The sequence below is a fragment of the Streptomyces sp. NPDC051913 genome, from assembly GCF_044593635.1.
GTDB lineage: Bacteria > Actinomycetota > Actinomycetes > Streptomycetales > Streptomycetaceae > Streptomyces.
In genome coordinates, this window is the sequence record NZ_JBIUCI010000017.1 from 107,818 (window position 1) to 125,931 (window position 18,114).

Here is an 18,114-nt window from a genome sequence, read left to right on the forward strand (position 1 = left end):
GTGAGGGTCACGGGGACCGCCGGGCCGAGGCCCGCAGACCGTGGTACCAGCCGAGCATCCGCCGCTCGACCACCTGGAAGACGACGGAGAGGACGAAGCCGAGCAGGCCGAGGACGAGGATGCCGGTCCACATGTCGGGGATCGCGAAACTCCGCTGGAACTGCACCACCGTGAAGCCGATGCCGTTGCTGGCGGCGAACATCTCGCTGATGACCATCAGGATGATGCCGATCGACAGGGCCTGTCTGAGCCCCGCGAAGATCTGCGGGCTCGCCGAGCGCAGCACCACGTCCTTGAGGCGGGCGACGCCGGAGATGCCGTACGACTTCGCCGTCTCCGCCATCACCGGGTCCACCGCGCGCACGCCCTCCACCGTGTTGAGGAGGACCGGCCACACACAGCCGCTCGCGATCACGGCGATCTTCATGGTGTCGCCGATGCCCGCGAACAGCATGATGACCGGGACCAGTACGGGGGGCGGTACCGCCCGCAGGAACTCCAGGACCGGTTCGCAGAACGCGCGGACCTTCCGGTACGAGCCGATGACCGTGCCCAGCGCGACGCCGACGACCGCCGCGCACGCGTAACCGGCCGTCAGGCGCAGCAGGCTGGGCAGGACGTCGTCCTTGAGGCGGTCGGCCGTCCAGACGTCCGGGAAGGTCTTCAGGATGGTCCGCAGGGGCGGCCAGAACACGTTCGTGCTGCCGTCCGACGCCGCCCACCACCCGGCGACCAGCAGCACGGGCAGCGTGAGCACGAAGAGCACTCTCAGCAGGACGCGCCTCACACCGCCACCTCCCCGCGCACCGACTGGTGCCAGGCCAGCGCCCGCCGCTCCACCGCGCGGGCACCCACGTTGATGAGCAGGCCCAGCAGGCCGGTGACCACGACGAGAGCGTACATCTCGGGTACCGCCTGGGAGTTCTGCGCGACCGCGATCCGCTGCCCCAACCCCGGTGCTCCGATGACGAGTTCGGCGGTCACGGCGAGGATCAGCGCCACGGCCGCCGCGAGCCGCACCCCGGTCATGACGTACGGCAGCGCGGTCGGCCACAGCACATGGCGGACCCGGGCCCAGGTGCCGAGACCGTAGGACCGCGCCGTCTCCTCGGCGACCGGGTCGACGTCCTGGACGCCGTACAGCACCTGGACCAGCACCTGCCAGAACGAGGCGTACACGACGAGGATGAGCACCGACTCGAGTTCGGTGCCGTACAGCAGCACGGCGAGCGGGATCAGCGCCACCGACGGGATCGGGCGCAGGAACTCGATCGTGGACGCCGTCGCCTCACGCAGATACGGGACCACGGAGATGAGGATGCCCGCCACGATGCCGGCGCCGGAGGCGATCAGCAGGCCGAGCGCCCAGCCGGTGAGGGTGTCGCCGAGCGCGGTCCAGAAGGTGTCGTCGGCGAACTCGTCGGCCAGGGCGTCGGCGATACGGCTGGCGGGCGGGAAGTAGGCCTCCTTGACGAGGCCGAGCCGCGGCACCGCCTCGCCCAGGGCGAGGAAGACCACGAGCCCGGCCGCGCCGAGTGCGGCGTTGACGGCGGTCTGCCCCTTCACGGCAGCAGCTTGTCCAGGTCGGGGGCCGTCTTGAAGAGGCCGTCGGTCCGGCCGAGCTTCGCCAGCGCGTCGAGCGAGGCGCGGTCGGGGTCGGCGGGCCAGGCCGGCAGGGTGACCTTCGCCAGTACGGCCGCCGGGATCTTCGTGTACGTGGTGACGATCTCGCGGGCCTCGTCCGGGTGGGCGTCCGCGTAGGCGAGCGACTCGGCCGCGGCGGCCTTGAACTTCTGCACCACGTCCGGGTGTTGGGTCTCGTACGAGGTGGAGGTGAAGTACATCGCCACCGTCAGGTTCGGGGCGACGTCGACCAGCGGTGAGGCGATCTCCCGGCCGCCCTGGCTCTTCACCGTGGCCAGCGCCGGCTCCACCACCATCGCGGCGTCGATCTGCCCGCTGTCGAGGGCCGCCGGCATCTGGTCGAAGGCCAGTTCGACGAACTTGACCTTGTCCGGATCGCCGCCCGCTTTGCGCACCGACTCGCGCACCGCGGTCTCGTTGATGTTCTTCAGGGTGTTGATCGCGACCTTCTTGCCCTCCAGCTGGTCGGCCGTCTTGAGCGAGCTGTCGCCCTTGACGACCAGTGCGCCGAAGTCCTTGCCCTGCACGCCCGTTGAGGCGATGCCGTTGGTGACGACCTTCACCGGCACGTTGTTGGACTGGGCGATCATCAGCGAGGTCGAGTTGGAGAAACCGAACTGGTACTGACCGCTGGCGACGGCGGGCACGATGGCCGCGCCGCCCTGCGCGAGTGTCATCTCCAGTTCCAGGCCCTGCTTCTTGAAGAAGCCCTTCTTCTGGCCCAGATAGAGCGGGGCGACATCGACGATCGGGATGACCCCGACCTTGACCTTGGTGGTGCCGCCGGACGACGCCTTGTCCGACGAGTCCGAGTCCCCGGACGAGCCACAGGCCGACACGGTGACCAGGAATGCTCCGGCCGCGAGGGCGGCGAGCAGACGACGCATGGCTCCTCCTGTGCAGACTTCGTTGTTCCGACAGGTGTGCGCAGAGCGCACGTTGGTGCACAGCGCGAAAGGTAGAGTCTTTGCTCGCCGCGGTCAATGCCCTTGGCTAACAATATTGTTGACAGTCTGGAGGCGGCCATGCCTGCAGCAACCCGCGCCCCGCACTTCGTCCGCTCCCTCGAACGCGGCCTCGCCGTCATCCGCGCGTTCGACGCCGACCATCCGGAACTGACGCTCAGCGAGGTCGCCCGGGCCTCGGAACTGACCCGCGCGGCGGCCCGCCGCTTCCTGCTCACCCTGGCCGACCTCGGATACGTCCACGCCGACGGCCGCACCTTCCGGCTCACCCCGCGCGTCCTGGAACTCGGCTACTCCTATCTCGCCGGCTTCTCCCTGGCGCAGATCGCCGAACCGCATCTGGAGCAACTGGTCGAGCGCACCAGGGAGTCGTCGTCCCTGTGCGTTCTCGACGGCGACGAGATCGTGTACGTCGCCAGGGTGCCCGCACGCCGCATCATGACGGCGGCGATCACGGTCGGCACCCGCTTCCCCGCCCACGTCACCTCGGTGGGCCGCGTAATCCTCGCCCATCTTCCTGAGACAGAGCGGGAGTTGGCGCTCTCCCGTGCCGACCTGCGCGCGCTGACGCCGCGCACGATCGCCTCCGCCGAGCTGCTGCGCGCCGAACTCGACCGGGTGCGGGGCCAGGGTTACGCCGTCGTCGACCAGGAGCTGGAGGAGGGGCTGCGCTCGGTCGCCGCCCCGGTGCGCGACCGGGACGGCGAAGTGGTGGCGGCCGTGAACATCCCGGTGCACGCCAGCCGCAACACCGTGGCCTCCGTCCGCCGCGACCTGCTCCCGCATCTCCTGGACACGGTCGCCGGGATCGAGGCGGACCTGCGGATGGCCACGGGGGCCGCGGCTACAGGTCGAGGACCAGTCGACGCCCCCGGCACCGGGACACACAGATCATCATCGTCTCCCCGGCCTCCTGCTCCTCGTCCGTGAGCACCGAGTCCCGGTGATCCGGAGTGCCGTCCAGGACGTCGGTCTCACAGGTCCCGCAGGTGCCCTCGGTGCAGGAGAACAGCACCTCCACCCCAGCGGCGCGCACGGCGTCGAGCACCGAGACGTCGGCCGCGACGGTCACGGTCGCGCCGCTCCGTGCCAGCTCCACCTCGAACTCCGTGTTCTCGACGCCCTGTTGCTCCTTGGGCGTGAACCGCTCCATGTGCAGGCACCCGGCCGGGCAGCGCGCCTCCACCGCGTCGAGCAGCGGCCCGGGACCACAGCAGTAGACCAACGTGCCCTCGGGAACGGAGTCGAGCACCGAGGGCAGGTCCAGCAGCCCGGTCTCGTCCTGGGGAGCGATGGTGACGCGATCGCCGTAGCGGCTCAACTCCTGCGTGAACGCCATGGATTGTCGTGTCCGGCCACCGTAGAGCAGGGTCCAGTCCGCCCCCGCCGCCTCCGCCGCCGCCAGCATCGGCAGGATCGGAGTGATGCCGATGCCCCCCGCGACGAAGCGATAGCGGGCGGCGGGCCTGAGGGCGAAATGGTTGCGGGGCCCGCGCACGCGCACCTTGTCGCCCTGCCCCAACTGCTCGTGCACATGCGCCGATCCGCCGCGCCCGTCCGGCTCGCGCAGCACGGCGATCCGCCAGACGGCGCGGTCGGCGGGGTCCCCGCACAGGGAGTACTGGCGCTCCAGTCCCGGACCGAGGACGACGTCGACGTGGGCGCCGGGCTCCCAGGCCGGGAGCGGCTCGCCGAGCGGGTGGCGCAGCGAGAGGGCGAGCACGCCGTCAGCGGCGAACTCGGCGCGTTCGACGACGAGTTCGGCCTCGTACACCTCGTTCATGAAGGGTTCCCTCGTGGCTCGTGTCCCTGCGGGTGGGCGAGCATCCACTCCCACATCTCGATCGGGTCCTGCGCGGTGTGCTCGCGGCCGCAGTGACAGGTGCCGTGCAGGACGTCGGTGCCCGGCAGCCAGTCGACGCGGTAGATCTCGCGCGGCCCGTCGGAGAAGAGCCCGCTGCTCACAGGGCCTTCTCCACCGGCTTGTCGCCCTCCTCGACCAGGCGGGCGAGGATACGGCGGGCGGCGAGGCCGCCGGTGTCGATGTTGATGCTGAGTTCCTGGTATCCCGTGCGCTCCGAACCGAGCGTGCGCTGAAGCAGGTTGAGCGCGTCGACGTCCTGCATGACGACCGTGTGGTTGTTGCTCCGCAGGAACTCGGTGACCTCGGCGTCGTCCGTCGCCCAGTCCCGCGACACGGCCCAGAAGTCGTACACCTTGCCGTCCTCGGACGGTGTGATGGCGTAGGTGACCTCGGTGTGGAAGCCCCCCGGGTCGCTGCCGTCCGCCTCGGGCACCACACCGACCGGCGCGACCCGGCTGTGCAGCAGATACAGACAGGGCGCGTGGTACTCGATGTCCTGCCAGCGCGTGATCCGCCCCGATATCCCGGTCGACCTGGCGTAGAACGGCGGGCACTCGGCGTCGTCCATGTGCCGGCTCACCCGGACGATCCCCGCGCCCTCGTCCGCCTCGGTGGTGATCGGTGTCTCGGCCACCTCGGGGGTGCCGATGTAGCCGCCGTGCAGATACGTCTCGTGGGAGAGGTCGAGGAGGTTGTCGACGAGGAGGCCGTAGTCGGCGTCGATGGGCTCCATGCCGCGCACGGTGACCCAGCCGGGGGAGTCGAGGTGCCGGGCCCGCGGGACGGTGTCGGCGTCGGCGAGCTTCGGGTCGCCGATCCACACCCAGATCAGCGAGTCCTGCTCGACGATCGGATAGGAGGCGACCCGCGCCGTACGGGGAACGCGTTTCTGCCCCGGCACGTACACACAGGTGCCGCTCGTGTCGTACGTGAACCCGTGGTACCCGCACACGAGCCGGTCGCCGTCGAGCCTGCTGGGCTTCTCGTGCAGCGGGTACCGGCGGTGCACACACCGGTCGGCGAGCGCGACCGGCGTCCCGTCCTCCTCCGTCCGGTAGAAGACGAGCGGTTCACCGAGGATCGTGCGACCCAGCAGCTCCTCGCGCCCCACCTCATGGCTGTAGGCGGCGACGTACCACTGGTTCCGGGCGAAGGCGGTCGTGTGCGGCATCGTTGCGGCTCCCGTCTGTCTGCGTTGCCGACATCGTCGGGAAGGGCGTCACAGGGGCGCAACACGGCTTCCGCCTCACGGAAGGAGGGCTGTGAAGCGCCTGTTCAGAAGAGGTTCGCTGCTGCGACGTGTCCGGGCGCCAAGGCGTTCGCCGTCCGAGGGGGCACCTCGCACGTATGCTCAGATCTTCGAGGAGCGCGCTCCCGGTGTCCCGCGGCTGATGTGACCGACGCCCGCACGGAGTTGGACCCGCACGGAGGTGGTTCGGCAATGTCCCTGCCCCACGGCTTCACGGTCACGCTCGACCGGCACACCGAGGTCGTCGACGGCGGCCGGGCCCTCCTCGGCGGCTTCCCCACCCGCCTGCTCCGTCTCTCCGCGCGGGCCCGGCCCCTCCTGAGCGGCCGGGACCTGCGCGTCACCGGCCCGGCGAGCGCGCTGCTGGCGGAGCGGCTGCTCGACGCCGGAATGGCCAACCCCGTCATCGCCGCGCTGCCCGAACTCGCGGACTGGCGGCACACGTTCGTGGTCCCGGTCCGGGACCGCCCGCGCCAACTGGACCGGTTGCTCACCAGTATCGGCACCGGGCGCACGGTCATCGTCGTCGACGACGCGTCCGTCCGCCCCGACGCCGTCGAGGCCGTCACCGTCCGGCACGGCGCCACCTTCCTCCCGCTCCCCGTCAACGTCGGCCCGGCCGGGGCCCGCAACGCCGGGCTGCGCCGCGTCACCACTCCGTACGTCGTCTTCGTCGACTCCGACGTGGTCCTGCACCCCGACACGGTCCCCACCCTGCTCCGGCACTTCCACGACCCCCGGCTCGCCCTCGCCGTCCCGCGCATCACGGCGCTGGCGACCGCCGACTCCACCAACTGGCTGGGCCGTTACGAGAGCGCCCGCTCCTCGCTCGACCTGGGCGCCCACCCGGCGACCGTCCTGCCCGGCAGCCCGGTCTCCTGGGTCCCGACGGCCTGTGCCGTCGCACGCGTCGACGCCCTGGGAGACGGGCTCGACGAGCGGCTGCGGGTGGGGGAGGACGTGGACCTGTGCTGGCGGCTCATCGAGAACGGCCGGCGGGTGCGGTACGAGCCCGCAGTGGAGGCAGCCCACGAACACCGGGTCCGTGTCCATGACTGGTTCCGCCGCAAGGCCGTCTACGGCACCGGCGCCCACCCCCTGGCCGAACGCCACCCCCGCTTCATCGCCCCGGCCGTCCTCGCCCCCTGGAACACCGCTCTCCTCCTCGCCCTGCTGGCCCAGCGCCGCTGGTCGCTCCCCGTCGCCGGAGCCGTGTGCGGCGTCACCGTGCTGAGGATCGCCCGCAAGCTCTCCGGCACCGAGCACCCGCACCGCCTCGCCGCGCGGCTCACCGCCCACGGCACCGTCGCGGCCCTCTCCCAGGCCTCCGCCCTCCTCACCCGGCACTGGTGGCCCCTCACCGCCCTCGGCTGCGCGGCCTCCCGCCGGGTCCGCAGGGCGGCGGCCGTCGCCGCGCTGACCGACATAGCCCTCGAACACCGCCGCGACCGCGCGCCCCTGGACCCCGTCCGCTACGGCCTCGCCCGCCGCCTGGACGACCTCGCGTACGGCAGCGGCGTGTGGTGGTCGGCCGTCAGGGGCCGCTCCACGGCGGCCCTGCGCCCCCGCTTCGTACGGTCGGGGCGATGAGCCGGTACGACGTCCTCGTCGTCGGCGCGGGAGCCGCCGGCGCCGTACTGGCCGCGCGGCTCGCCGAGGACCCCGGCCGCAGGGTGCTCCTGCTGGAGGCGGGCCCCGCACCGACCGGACCGTTCCCCGCCGATCTGCTCGACGCCCGTCTGGTCCCCGGTGCCCGGCCGGGCCACCCGGCGGTCCGGCCCTATCCTGCCCAGCTGACCCCCGACCGCCCGTACACGGCCGCTCGCGGCCAGTACCTCGGCGGCTCCACGACCGTCAACGGCGGCTATTTCATCCGCGCCCGGCGCGAGGACTTCGACCGCTGGGCGGCGGCGGGCCACCCCGCCTGGGCCTATGAGCGGGTGCTGCCGCACCTCCGCCGCATGGAGACCGACCTCGACTTCGGGCCGAGCCGGACGCATGGCGCCCACGGCCCGCTGCGGGTGCGGCGCGGCGAGCCGAAGCATCCGGCCGCAACCGCATTCGCCTCCGCCACAAGGGAGCTGGGGTATCCGGCGGAACCGGACAAGAACGCCCAGGAAGCGCCGGGCTTCGGGCCGGTGCCCTCCAACGCCGTCGACGGCCTACGGCTCAACACCGCCGTCGCCTACCTGCGTGACCGCCCGAACCTGACCGTCCTGGGCGGCCGTAGGGTGGTGCGAGTGACCGTGGCACGGGGCCGTGCCACCGGGGTACGGCTCGCTGACGGCACCGTCCTCGACGCGGGCGAAGTCGTTCTCTGCGCGGGGGCGTTCGCCACCCCGCAGCTCCTGCATCTGTCCGGCATCGGACCCCGCGCCGACCTCGAACGCCTCGGCGTGCCCGTGCTCCAGGACCTCCCCGCCGTAGGAGCGGCCTTCAGCGACCACCCGCAAGTGGCCCTGGAATGGACCCCGCACCAGGATCTGGGCGCCCCGGTGGACTCCTGGCTGGGCGGCTGCCTGCACCTGTCCTCCACCGACGCTCCCCACCCCGGGGACCTGGAGATCCTCCAGTCCCTGACGCCGATGGCGGCCCTGGTCGGCGGCACCGTCACCGCCCCCGGCGCACCGCTGGCCTTCCTGGCGTCGGCGCAGACGCCCCGCCGCACAGGCACCCTGCGCCTCGGGTCGGCCGACCCGAACACCCCACCGCGCATCAAGTACGGCTATCTGCGCACCCCTGACGACCGTCGCCGCCTGCGTGAAGTCGTGCGTGCCACGGCGGAGTTGGCCACCACCCGGGCCTTCGCCGAGGTCTCCCGCGCGTTCCTCGGCCCGGCCCCCGGCACCCTCGCCGACGACCGGGCCCTGGACGCCTGGATCGCCGACCACCTGGGCACCGCCCAGCACACCTGCGGAACCGTCCCCATGGGCCCCGCCGTCGACCAGTACGGCCGCGTCCACGGCATCGCGGGCCTGAGGGTCGCCGACACCTCGATCCTCCCTGACGCCCCCGTACGGGGCCCGGCCGCCACCGCCGTACTCATCGGCGAACTCGTCGCGGACGCCATGAGGCGCGCGCTCCCGTGAGGCTCGGGGCGCCGGGACGAGGCGTCCGTCGAAGTCCCCGGTCAGCCGTCCGCCCGTACGAACACGGGCTTGAGGTGCTTCTCCGGCAGGGCGTCGGGCAGTTGCTCCCAGTCGATGACGTGCGAGACCACGCGCGCCGGGTCGACCCTGCCCGAGCGGGCGAGTTCCAGGGCGTCGGGGATGTGGCCGCGGACGTTGTCGCGGGCGATGCGCAGGGTGACGCCGGTGAGGTACATGTCGAGCAGGGGCAGCTCGCCGGGGCGGAAGTGGTTGCCCGCGGACTCGCAGACGCCCTCCGGGGCAAGGGACTTCACGGTGAGCGCGAGCTGGTCGACGCGGCCCGTGGCCTCCACCGCGATGTCGAAGCCGTGCCGGACGGGATCGAGGGACTCGGCCGTGGCGGCACCGAATCCCCGCGCCAGTTCCCGGTGTTCGGGGTCCGGATCGACGTACAGCACCTCCGACGCGCCGAGCGCGCGGGCGATGTCGCACACATACAGCCCGATGCTGCCGCGCGCCACGACCAGGACCCGGGCGCCGGGCCGCGCCTTGAGGTGCGGTGCGACCAGCCGCCAGGACAGCGACCAGTTGTCGCTCGCCGACGCCATCGCGACGGGATCCAGATCGCCGGGCAGTGGCACCAGCATGGCGTCCGCCCAGGGCACGCGGACGAGGTCGGAGAAGAGCCCGCCCCAGGTGCCGCCGATCGGGGCGCCGTACATCGCCATGTGCGGTACGGCCGTGCAGTGCGCGGTGAGTCCGGCACGGCAGTGGTCGCACGCACCGCAGTTCAGCGACCACGGGACGACGACCAGGTCCCCGGGGGCCACGCCGGTCACCGCGTCCCCGATCTCCACCACCCGGGCCACGCACTCGTGCCCGAGCGCGAACGGCGGATCCAGGAAGCCGTGTCCGGCGAGGATCGCGGTGTCGACGTCGCAGGAGGTCGCCGCGACCGGCGCGACGATCGCCTCCCGGCCGGACCGCACCTTCGGGTCGGGCGCCTCCCGCCACTCGACGGTGTCACGGGCGACGTAGGTCAGTTCACGCACCGGTCTGTCCCTTCGCGAGGGCCACGAGGTCGGCGTAGCGGACCACCGAGCCGCCCGCGCCCCAGGTGCCGTCGGCCTGTTCGTGGACCAGCACCCACACCCGCGGCGCCTCGTTCGGAGACAGCCCGGCCGCGCCGAGGACCGTCCTCGTGGCCTCCTCGACCAGCCCCGCCTCGCGGCGCTCGGACAGCGCGCCCTGCGGCACGGTCACCTCCACCAGGAAGCGCGGCGCGTCGTCCTCGGCGGTGGTCTGCGCCCCCGCGGGCAGCTCGACCAGGTAGCTCCACGCCTGGGCCCGGAAGAACGCCGTGTCGGGTGCTCCCTCCCAGCGCAGCAGGACGTCGGCCAGGTCGCGCCGTACGGTCCCGCGACCCTCCTCGGTCAGGGCACCGGACGGGACGGTGAGCCGGATCATCGGCATGACGGGTCTCCTTCGCTCGCTCAACTCAAGGGAACGGACGACTGCGGGTTATGACAGTCGTTATAGGCGGCGCCCACGCTAGACTATGACGAGCGTTATAACCAGAGAGGGGCACGGCCTTGGCGGAATCCAGCACACCGTCGCGCGAGCGCATCGTGGCCGGCGCTGCCGACATGATCAGCAGGCGCGGTCTGAACGCCACGAGCATCCGTGAGCTGGCCAAACACGCCAAGGCGCCGCTCGGCTCGACCTACCACTACTTCCCCGAGGGCAAGCAGCAACTGGCCACCGAGGCGGTGCGATACGCCGGTACGGCGGTCGAGCGCATCCTGCGCAAGGAACTCGACGCGGGCCCGGCGGCCGGGCTGCGCGCCTTCCTCGCCCTGTGGCGCGGCATCGTCGTCGAGAGCGACTACCGGGCCGGCTGCCCGGTGCTGGCCGTCTCCGTCGAGGAACCGCCGATCGACGAGACGCCGCCCGCCCTTCTCGCCGCCGCCGAGGCGTTCGGGCGGTGGGAGCGACTGCTCGCGGAGTCGTTGCGGGACCGGGGCGTGGAGCGCGAGCAGGCCGCGGGTGTCGCGGCCCTCGTCGTGGCGGGCGTCGAGGGGGCGATCGCGATGTGCCGGGCGAAGCGGAGCATGCGACCGCTGGACCTGGTGGAGCGCCAGTTGGCAGCGGTGATCGCCGACACCGTGGCCGCCGCCGAGCGATCAGGCGCCGATCGCCGACACCGTGCTGCCGCCGACTGATCAGGCGCCGTTCGTCGGTGTTGTGGCCGCGGTGGGGTGATGTGGCGTCGGTCGCGGACGCCGTGTCTGTCGTCGGGTGGTCAGGCGTCGGTCGCGGACGGCGTGTCTGCCGCTGGCTGGGCGGGCGCCTGACGTCGGTGTTGTGGCGGCCGTGGGGTGATGTGGCGTCGGTCGCGGACGCCGTGTCTGCCGCCGGGTGGTCAGGCGTCGGTCGCGGACGGCGTGTCTGCCGCTGGCTGGTCGGGCGCTGTTCGTCGGTGTTGTGGCCGCGGTGGGGTGATGTGGCGTCGGTCGCGGACGCCGTGTCTGCCGCCGGGTGGTCAGGCGTCGGTCGCGGACGCCGTGTCTGTCGTCGGGTGGTCAGGCGTCGGTCGCGGACGGCGTGTCTGCCGCTGGCTGGGCGAGCGCCTGACGTCGGTGTTGTGGCGGCCGTGGGGTGATGTGGCGTCGATCGGCGACGCCGTGCCTGTCGTCGGGTGGGCACGCGGTGGCCGCCCGTGGCGTGTCTGCCGTTGGCGGCTGATCAGGTCTCGATCGCCGCTCGGATCGCCTTCGCCTTCTCCTCGGTGAACACCCCGCTCTCCAGCAGGGACGGGATCGACAGCACCCCGCCGCTCGACCCCCAACTGCCCTCGACGACCACCCGGAAGGTCACCCACCAGGCCGGCCAGGGCTCTGGCAGCCCGCACGCGCGCCAGTCCCCGTCCATCACCGTCACGTCGATCACCATGACGTCGAGCCCCGGGCCGGCGTCCGCCGGCAGTCTGCCGCCGATGGCCGTCATGTCCGGCTCGCGCTCCACGAAGTGCACCTGGAACCCGGCGCGCGCGGGCGGCGCGAACCGACCGACCTCGGGGACCGGTACCGCGTCCGTCAGCGGCTCCGCCGGCCTCCGGCGCTGTTCCAGGGTCAGACGTCCCTTGGGCGCGTGCACGGTGATCACGGTCACGGCTGACACCTCGCGTACCGGCGACTTTCACATGGGTGTCACCGCACCCTTCCCTGACGTTTGGTGCTCTTGGAACACTCGCTGCGCGCACCTTCCGCCACGTTCCGGCCATCCGCACCCCTGGATGAGAGGCAGATCCCACCCATGCCCGAAGTCAATCGGCGCAGTTTCCTCCAACTCGCGGGCGCCACCACGGCGTTCACCGCGCTGTCCAACAGCATCCAGCGCGCCGCCGCACTCCCGGCGAACCACCGCACGGGATCGATCGAGGACGTCGAGCACATCGTCGTCCTCATGCAGGAGAACCGTTCCTTCGACCACTACTTCGGCACACTGCGCGGTGTCCGCGGCTTCGGGGACCCGCGACCCGTCAAGCAGGCGGACGGCCGGTCGGTCTGGCACCAGAAGGACAGCGGCGGCAAGGAGATCCTGCCGTTCCACCCGGACCACGACGACCTGGGCCTGGCGTTCGTCCAGGACCTCCCGCACGGCTGGAACGACGGCCACGCGGCCTTCGACAACGGCAAGTACGACAAGTGGGTGCCCTCCAAGGGCTCCACGACCATGGCCTACCTGACGCGCGAGGACATCCCGTTCCACTACGCGCTCGCCGACTCCTTCACCGTCTGCGACGCCTACCACTGCTCGTTCATCGGCTCGACCGACCCCAACCGCTACTACATGTGGACGGGTTACACCGGCAACGACGGCCAGGGCGGCGGCCCCGTCCTCGGCAACGACGAGGTCGGCTACGGCTGGACGACGTACCCCGAACGTCTGGAGCGGGCGGGCGTCTCCTGGAAGATCTACCAGGACGTCGGCGACGGCCTCGACGCCGCCGGTTCATGGGGCTGGATCCCCGACGCCTACCGGGGCAACTACGGCGACAACTCGCTGCTGTACTTCAACCAGTACCGCGACGCCCAGCCCGGCAGCCCGCTCTACGACAAGGCCCGCACCGGCACCGACTACACCAAGGGCGAGGGCTACTTCGACCAGTTGCGCGCCGACGTCAAGGGCGGGAAGCTGCCCGAGATCTCGTGGGTCGTCGCCCCCGAGGCCTTCACCGAGCACCCCAACTGGCCCGCCAATTACGGTGCCTGGTACATAGCGCAGGTTCTCGACGCGCTCACCTCGGTGCCGGAGGTGTGGGCGAAGACGGCGCTGTTCATCACGTACGACGAGAACGACGGCTTCTTCGACCACGTCGTCCCGGCGTTCCCGCCCGCCTCCGCCGCGCAGGGCAGGTCCACGGTCGATCCGGCCCTGGACCTCTTCAAGGGCGACAGCGCCCATGTCGCCGGCCCCTACGGACTCGGCCAGCGGGTGCCGATGCTCGTCGTCTCGCCCTGGAGCAAGGGCGGTTACGTCTGTTCCGAGACCCTCGACCACACCTCGATCATCCGGTTCATGGAGCGCCGCTTCGGGGTGCACGAGCCGAACATCTCGCCCTGGCGCCGGGCGGTCTGCGGCGACCTCACCGCGGCCTTCGACTTCTCCCGCACGGACGTCAGGCCGGTCACCCTGCCCGACACCGCCGGTTACGAGCCGCCGGACCGCGAGCGGCACCCGGACTACGTGCCCACCCCGCCCGCCCACCCGGTGCTGCCGAAGCAGGAGCGCGGACTGCGCCCCGCCCGCCCGCTGAAGTACGCCCCGCGCGTGGACGGCTCGGTCGACGCGGCGACCGGAAAGTTCACCCTGACGTTCGCCTCCGGCGCCCGGGCGGGCGCGGGCTTCCTGGTCACGTCCGGCAACCGCGCCGACGGACCCTGGACCTACACCACCGAGGCCGGCAAGTCCGTCGCCGACACCTGGAACTCGGCGTACTCGAACGGCTCGTACGACCTGACCGTGCACGGCCCGAACGGGTTCGTGCGGGCCTTCAAGGGCGGCAACAAGAAGGCCGGACCCGAGGTCACCGCGCGGCACTGCGGCGACGACGTCGAGCTGACTCTCACCAACCAGGGGACCGGCAGCGTACGGCTGAAGATCGTCAACGGGTACGGCGGTGCCGCGACCTCGGTGACCGTGCGGCCCGGCGCCACCGTCAGGCGCACGATCGGCCTCACGGCGAGCCGGCGCTGGTACGACCTGACCGTCACGTCGGACGCGGACCCGGCGTTCCTGCGCGGATTCGCCGGGCATGTCGAGAACGGCCGGGCCGGGGTGAGCGACCCGGCGATCATCGCCGAGTAGCGCGGAGCCGGGCGGACCGGCGCCCGGCTCCCTCGCGCCGCGGCCGGTTCGCGGCGGCTCGGCTCACAGTGATGTGAGGTGCCCCGGTTGCTTGGGCTGCCGGGGCACCAGCCCCTGCTCGGCCGCCGCCTTCGCGGACTCCAGAGCGAGTACGGCGGCCACGGGATGGGCCGCCACCGGGTCCTCGGTGGCGGGTCCACCGGACGCGACGACCTTGCTGGGCGCGACCGCCGGCTGCGGCGTCACCCGGCTCAGCAGCACCACGCCCCAGGCCGCCACGCCCGCTCCGGACAGCGCCAGCAGGACGCCCGCGGCGCCGCCCTGGAGGCGTTCGCCGAGCAGGGACAGACCGATCACCGCGGCGGCCAGCGGGTTCGCCAGGGTCACCACCGCGAGCGGGGCGCCGAGACCGCCCCGGTAGGCCACCTGGGACAGCAGCAGACCGCCCGCCGCGAACGCCGCGACCAGCAGGGCCACGCCGATCACCTGCACGCTCAGCAGCGACTCCGAGCGGTCGGTCGCCGCCACCGTCACCGTCTGGGTGAGGGCCGAGGCGACCCCGGAGGCGAACCCCGACCCGGTCGCGTGCCGCAGCCCGGGGCGGGTGCCGCGGCGGGCCAGCAGACCGATCAGCGCGGCCGTGACACCGGCCACCGCGAGCGCCTCGGGTGTGCTGAGGACGTTCTCGGGGGCGGCCCCGGAGGCCGTGACGAGGATCGCGGCCAGACCGATGAGCGTGTACGCCGTGCCCCGCCACTCCGTGGCGCTGACCCGGCGCCCGGCCACGCGCGCGCCCATCGGGACGGCGGCGACCAGGGTGAGCGCGCCCAGCGGCTGGACCACGGTGAGCGGGCCGTACTTGAGGGCCACCACGTGCAGCAGCGCGGCGGAGGCGTTCAGGACCACGGACCCCCACCAGGCGCCCGAGGTGAGCATCCGCACCATGCCCGAGCCCGGGTCGCGGGAGGCCAGCCGCTCCTGGGCGACCGCCGCGGCCGCGTAGGCGACGGCGGAGAAGAGCGAGAGGACGACGGCGAGGACGGTGGCGCTCATCGGCCCGCTCCGACCAGGACGTTCTTCTCGGCGTGCGCGTCGGCGGGGGCCGGGCGCTCCTGGGCGCGCCCCGCGGTGGTCCCGGTGTGCTCGGGCCGGCGCGGGAGGCGGATGACCGCGAGCGCGATGCCCAGCATGGCGGCGGCCACGATCGCGTCGAGCCAGTAGTGGTTCGCGGTGCCGACGATCACCGTCAGGGTCAGCAGCGGGTGCAGCAGCCACAGCCAGCGCCAGCGCGACCTGGTCGCCACGATCAGACCGATCGCCACCATCAGGGCCCAGCCGAAGTGCAGGGAGGGCATCGCCGCGAACTGGTTCGAGAGGTGGTCGGTCCGGGGCGGGCCGTAGACCGAGGGTCCGTACACCTTCGCGGTGTCCACCAGGCCCGTCGCGGCCAGCATGCGGGGCGGGGCCAGCGGGAACGTGAGATGGACCACCAGGGCGGCGGCGGTGACGGCGGCGAGGATCCGGCGGGCCCAGACGTAGTGCGTGGGCCGGCGCAGATAGAGCCAGATCAGGAAGGCCGCGGTGGCCGGGAAGTGGACCGTCGCGTAGTAGGTGTTGGCGAGGTGCACGAGGGTGTCGCCGTGCAGCAGCAGGTTCTGCACGGAGCCCTCGCCGGGCAGGTGGACGGCTCGTTCCAGGTCCCACACGCGGTGCGCGTTGCCGAAGGCCTCGCCGGTGTGGCCGGTCGCCAGCTGGCGACCGAACTTGTAGACGAGGAAGAGCCCTGCGACGAGCAGGAGCTCACGGACGAGCGGAGGCCGCGCTATCGCGTCGGTCTCTCCTTCTGCAGGCTCGGTGCGGGCATTCATCCCCCGGCCCCTTCGCTGACGGTGGTGCGGGCTGAACTGGTGACGTCCGGAGCGCGGGGAACTCATCGCGCTCCGCACCAGACTCAGCGATACGGGTGCGTACCGATACGCCAGTGTACCGATACGGTCCAGTACCGGTACACTCGAGTATCGATAGACGTACGCCACACTGGAACGCAGCCCCTCAACACCTTGGCCGCGGCAGCTTGAGCCGCACTAGAAACGAGGAGAAGAGCCGATGACGTCGCAGGCCGCGGACGGACCGGACACGGTCGCCGCCTCGCGCCGCTCCAAGATCTCGCGCGAGCGTGAGCAGGAGTTCTTCGACGCCGTCCTCGAGCAGATCAGGGAGTGCGGCTATGAGGCCGTGACCATGGAAGGGGTGGCCGCCAGCACCCGGTGCAGCAAGTCCACGCTCTACCGGCAGTGGAAGACCAAGCCCCAGTTCGTGGTGGCCGCGCTGCGCTCGCGCCGGGTGTCGAAGTTCGAGGGCATCGACAGCGGAACGCTCGCGAACGACCTGCGCGAGGTCGCGCGGGCGGCGGGCCGGTGGTCGATGCGGGACACCAAGCTGCTCCAGGCGCTCGGGCACGCCGTCACACAGGACGAGGAACTGGCGATGGCCCTGCGTGAGGCGCTCGTCCATCCGGAGATCGCCGCGCTGAAGGAGATCCTCCAGCGGGGGGTCGAGCGCGGTGAGATCGCCGCCGACCAGCCCGCGCTGGAGTACATCCCGGCCCAGCTGTTCGGGGTGATCCGCGCGCGGCCCGTAGTGGACGGGGAGTACGCCGACCCCGACTATCTGGTCCGTTTCGTCGACGCCGTGGTGCTGCCGGCGCTGGGCCTGACGTGAAGACCTGAGACGTGAAGACCTGAGACGTGAAGACCCAGGCCGCCGTCCGTGGGATGACTGGACGGTGACCTGCTCGCGCCGCACCGTGGGGACGGGGGCGGCGCGCACCCCCCGGCCGGGTGGGGTTCCTCTTGAGCGGAGAGGCGCCCCACCCGGCCGACTGCTGTCCGGCGGGCGTGCTTACACGTCCGTGCCGCTGCCGCCGCCCGTCGACACCTTGATCCCCTTGGTGATCTCGTCGATCACCGACTGCTTCTCGCCGACGTCGACACCGAAGCGCACGACGACGATCTGCTGCGCGTTGGAGGGGGAGGGGAAGGCCAGGGACTCGACGTAGCCGTCGGCGCCCTTGCTCGTCACCGCCTTCCAGCGGACCAGATAGCCCTTCTGCCCGGCGACGGTCACCGCCTTGGAGGCGAGCACGTCGTGGGAGGTGATCGCGCCGTAGGTCTTGCCGCCGTAGGACTCGTCGGCGTTGGCCTTGATGTCGGCCTTGGCGACCGCCTCGGCCGACTTGTCCTGGTGGCCGAACGCGGCGGCCGGCGCGGAGTAGGCGCCGCCCTTCGTGCACGTCTTCGACGTCTCACCTGGGCACTGGTAGGAGTCGTTGGACGTGACCGATGCGCCGACCTGGATCTCCTGGCCGTACCAGCCGTCCGGGATCGGGATGCTGATCCCGCTGATCGAGTCGGACACCGAACCGCTCTCGATCTTCGGCGCCTCGGACCCCTGCGGCGACGGCGAGGCGCCTTCGGACCCACCGGATCCGCCCGAACCGCCGTTGCCGCCGGGACCGCCCTGGCCGCCGTCCTGGCCACCGGGACCGCCCTGGCCGCCGCCGGGGCCACCGGTGCCGCCCGGCTGCTGCTGGGAGTTGGCGGTGTTGCCGCCCCCGTCGTCGTCACTGGTCAGCGCCCACACGCCCACGCCGATGCTGGCGAGGACCGCGACGGCGACCGCGACGGCTATGCCCGTCCGCAGCCCCCGTCGCCCACCGGCCGGCGGCTGACCCGGATACGCGGGGTACGCCGGGTACGGCCCCGCGTCGGCGGTCTGCGCCGGAGGACCCCATGCGGCGGCCGACCCCGCGGGGCGGATCTGGTCAGTCCATGCCTTGCCGTCCCACCAGCGCTCGGTGGCGGGACCGTCACTTGTCTGCCCGGGATCGGGATACCAACCGGGAGGAGTCACCTGCGTCATGCCCCCACCGTA

General features: G+C 72.0%; 18 protein-coding genes. 6 read left to right on the forward strand and 12 right to left on the reverse strand.

Features of this window, described 5'->3' with window-relative positions:
* Positions 1 to 7: 7 nt before the first annotated feature.
* From ACIHIX_RS37845 to ACIHIX_RS37855, 3 genes are read right to left on the reverse strand one after another with little or no spacing between them, the layout of a single operon-like run.
* A complete protein-coding gene (locus ACIHIX_RS37845) occupies positions 8 to 787 on the reverse strand; it encodes an ABC transporter permease (protein ID WP_399964462.1) in 780 nt (259 codons plus the stop codon).
* Positions 784 to 1,566 (reverse strand): ABC transporter permease, encoded by a 783-nt coding sequence (locus tag ACIHIX_RS37850; RefSeq protein WP_399964464.1) that lies wholly within the window; start codon positions 1,564 to 1,566, stop codon positions 784 to 786. The genes ACIHIX_RS37845 and ACIHIX_RS37850 overlap by 4 nt, the downstream gene beginning before the upstream one ends.
* On the reverse strand, positions 1,563 to 2,531 hold the full coding sequence (locus ACIHIX_RS37855; RefSeq protein WP_399964467.1) for an ABC transporter substrate-binding protein: 969 nt from the start codon (positions 2,529 to 2,531) through the stop codon (positions 1,563 to 1,565). The genes ACIHIX_RS37850 and ACIHIX_RS37855 overlap by 4 nt, the downstream gene beginning before the upstream one ends.
* Positions 2,532 to 2,669: 138 nt before the next feature.
* On the opposite strand from ACIHIX_RS37855, the gene ACIHIX_RS37860 reads away from it, so the two are divergent.
* On the forward strand, positions 2,670 to 3,539 hold the full coding sequence (locus ACIHIX_RS37860; RefSeq protein ID WP_399964469.1) for an IclR family transcriptional regulator C-terminal domain-containing protein: 870 nt from the start codon (positions 2,670 to 2,672) through the stop codon (positions 3,537 to 3,539).
* On the opposite strand, the gene ACIHIX_RS37865 is transcribed toward ACIHIX_RS37860, so the two are convergent.
* Genes ACIHIX_RS37865 through ACIHIX_RS37875 form a run of 3 tightly spaced genes read right to left on the reverse strand, consistent with a single transcriptional unit; the run spans position 3,454 to position 5,644 of the window.
* On the reverse strand, positions 3,454 to 4,392 hold the full coding sequence (locus ACIHIX_RS37865; RefSeq protein WP_399964471.1) for a PDR/VanB family oxidoreductase: 939 nt from the start codon (positions 4,390 to 4,392) through the stop codon (positions 3,454 to 3,456). The two genes, ACIHIX_RS37860 and ACIHIX_RS37865, sit on opposite strands and share 86 nt — an antisense overlap.
* Positions 4,389 to 4,574, reverse strand: coding sequence for a hypothetical protein (locus ACIHIX_RS37870; RefSeq protein WP_399964473.1), 186 nt, complete (start codon positions 4,572 to 4,574; stop codon positions 4,389 to 4,391). Before ACIHIX_RS37870 ends, ACIHIX_RS37865 begins: the two co-directional genes overlap by 4 nt.
* Positions 4,571 to 5,644 (reverse strand): Rieske 2Fe-2S domain-containing protein, encoded by a 1,074-nt coding sequence (locus tag ACIHIX_RS37875; protein ID WP_399964476.1) that lies wholly within the window; start codon positions 5,642 to 5,644, stop codon positions 4,571 to 4,573. The genes ACIHIX_RS37870 and ACIHIX_RS37875 overlap by 4 nt, the downstream gene beginning before the upstream one ends.
* A gap of 270 nt (positions 5,645 to 5,914) precedes the next feature.
* Here ACIHIX_RS37875 and mftF point away from each other — a divergent pair, with 270 nt between their 5' ends.
* Both mftF and mftG read left to right on the forward strand, forming a co-directional pair.
* Positions 5,915 to 7,312 (forward strand): mycofactocin biosynthesis glycosyltransferase MftF, encoded by a 1,398-nt coding sequence (gene mftF / locus ACIHIX_RS37880; RefSeq protein ID WP_399964478.1) that lies wholly within the window; start codon positions 5,915 to 5,917, stop codon positions 7,310 to 7,312.
* On the forward strand, positions 7,309 to 8,811 hold the full coding sequence (gene mftG / locus ACIHIX_RS37885; protein ID WP_399964480.1) for a mycofactocin system GMC family oxidoreductase MftG: 1,503 nt from the start codon (positions 7,309 to 7,311) through the stop codon (positions 8,809 to 8,811). The genes mftF and mftG overlap by 4 nt, the downstream gene beginning before the upstream one ends.
* Positions 8,812 to 8,852: 41 nt before the next feature.
* Here the strand turns inward: mftG and ACIHIX_RS37890 are convergent, their stop codons facing one another.
* Together ACIHIX_RS37890 and ACIHIX_RS37895 are read right to left on the reverse strand one after the other, a co-directional pair.
* Positions 8,853 to 9,863: a zinc-binding dehydrogenase gene (locus tag ACIHIX_RS37890; protein ID WP_399964482.1), complete on the reverse strand. Its 1,011-nt coding sequence runs from the start codon at positions 9,861 to 9,863 to the stop codon at positions 8,853 to 8,855.
* Positions 9,856 to 10,284, reverse strand: coding sequence for a 4-oxalocrotonate tautomerase family protein (locus ACIHIX_RS37895; RefSeq protein ID WP_399964483.1), 429 nt, complete (start codon positions 10,282 to 10,284; stop codon positions 9,856 to 9,858). The genes ACIHIX_RS37890 and ACIHIX_RS37895 overlap by 8 nt, the downstream gene beginning before the upstream one ends.
* A 119-nt stretch (positions 10,285 to 10,403) precedes the next feature.
* Between ACIHIX_RS37895 and ACIHIX_RS37900 the strand changes: the two genes are divergently transcribed.
* A complete protein-coding gene (locus tag ACIHIX_RS37900) occupies positions 10,404 to 11,033 on the forward strand; it encodes a TetR/AcrR family transcriptional regulator (protein WP_399964485.1) in 630 nt (209 codons plus the stop codon).
* A gap of 523 nt (positions 11,034 to 11,556) precedes the next feature.
* On the opposite strand, the gene ACIHIX_RS37905 is transcribed toward ACIHIX_RS37900, so the two are convergent.
* Positions 11,557 to 11,982 carry a tautomerase enzyme gene (locus ACIHIX_RS37905; protein ID WP_399964487.1) on the reverse strand — a complete coding sequence of 142 codons (426 nt, stop codon included), beginning with the start codon at positions 11,980 to 11,982 and terminating at the stop codon, positions 11,557 to 11,559.
* Positions 11,983 to 12,126: 144 nt separating this feature from the next.
* Here ACIHIX_RS37905 and ACIHIX_RS37910 point away from each other — a divergent pair, with 144 nt between their 5' ends.
* Positions 12,127 to 14,181, forward strand: coding sequence for a phosphocholine-specific phospholipase C (locus ACIHIX_RS37910; protein ID WP_399964489.1), 2,055 nt, complete (start codon positions 12,127 to 12,129; stop codon positions 14,179 to 14,181).
* Between the two features lie 63 nt (positions 14,182 to 14,244).
* Here ACIHIX_RS37910 and ACIHIX_RS37915 read toward each other — a convergent pair whose 3' ends face one another.
* Complete coding sequence (locus ACIHIX_RS37915) at positions 14,245 to 15,234, reverse strand: hypothetical protein (protein ID WP_399964491.1); 990 nt, start codon at positions 15,232 to 15,234, stop codon at positions 14,245 to 14,247.
* On the reverse strand, positions 15,231 to 16,049 hold the full coding sequence (locus tag ACIHIX_RS37920; protein WP_399964493.1) for a phosphatase PAP2 family protein: 819 nt from the start codon (positions 16,047 to 16,049) through the stop codon (positions 15,231 to 15,233). The genes ACIHIX_RS37915 and ACIHIX_RS37920 overlap by 4 nt, the downstream gene beginning before the upstream one ends.
* 238 nt (positions 16,050 to 16,287) lie before the next feature.
* On the opposite strand from ACIHIX_RS37920, the gene ACIHIX_RS37925 reads away from it, so the two are divergent.
* Positions 16,288 to 16,902, forward strand: a complete 615-nt coding sequence (locus tag ACIHIX_RS37925) for a TetR/AcrR family transcriptional regulator (RefSeq protein ID WP_399964495.1) — start codon at positions 16,288 to 16,290, stop codon at positions 16,900 to 16,902.
* A 180-nt stretch (positions 16,903 to 17,082) separates the two neighbouring features.
* On the opposite strand, the gene ACIHIX_RS37930 is transcribed toward ACIHIX_RS37925, so the two are convergent.
* A complete protein-coding gene (locus ACIHIX_RS37930; RefSeq protein ID WP_399964497.1) occupies positions 17,083 to 18,102 on the reverse strand; it encodes a DUF2510 domain-containing protein in 1,020 nt (339 codons plus the stop codon).
* Positions 18,103 to 18,114 lie beyond the last annotated feature (12 nt).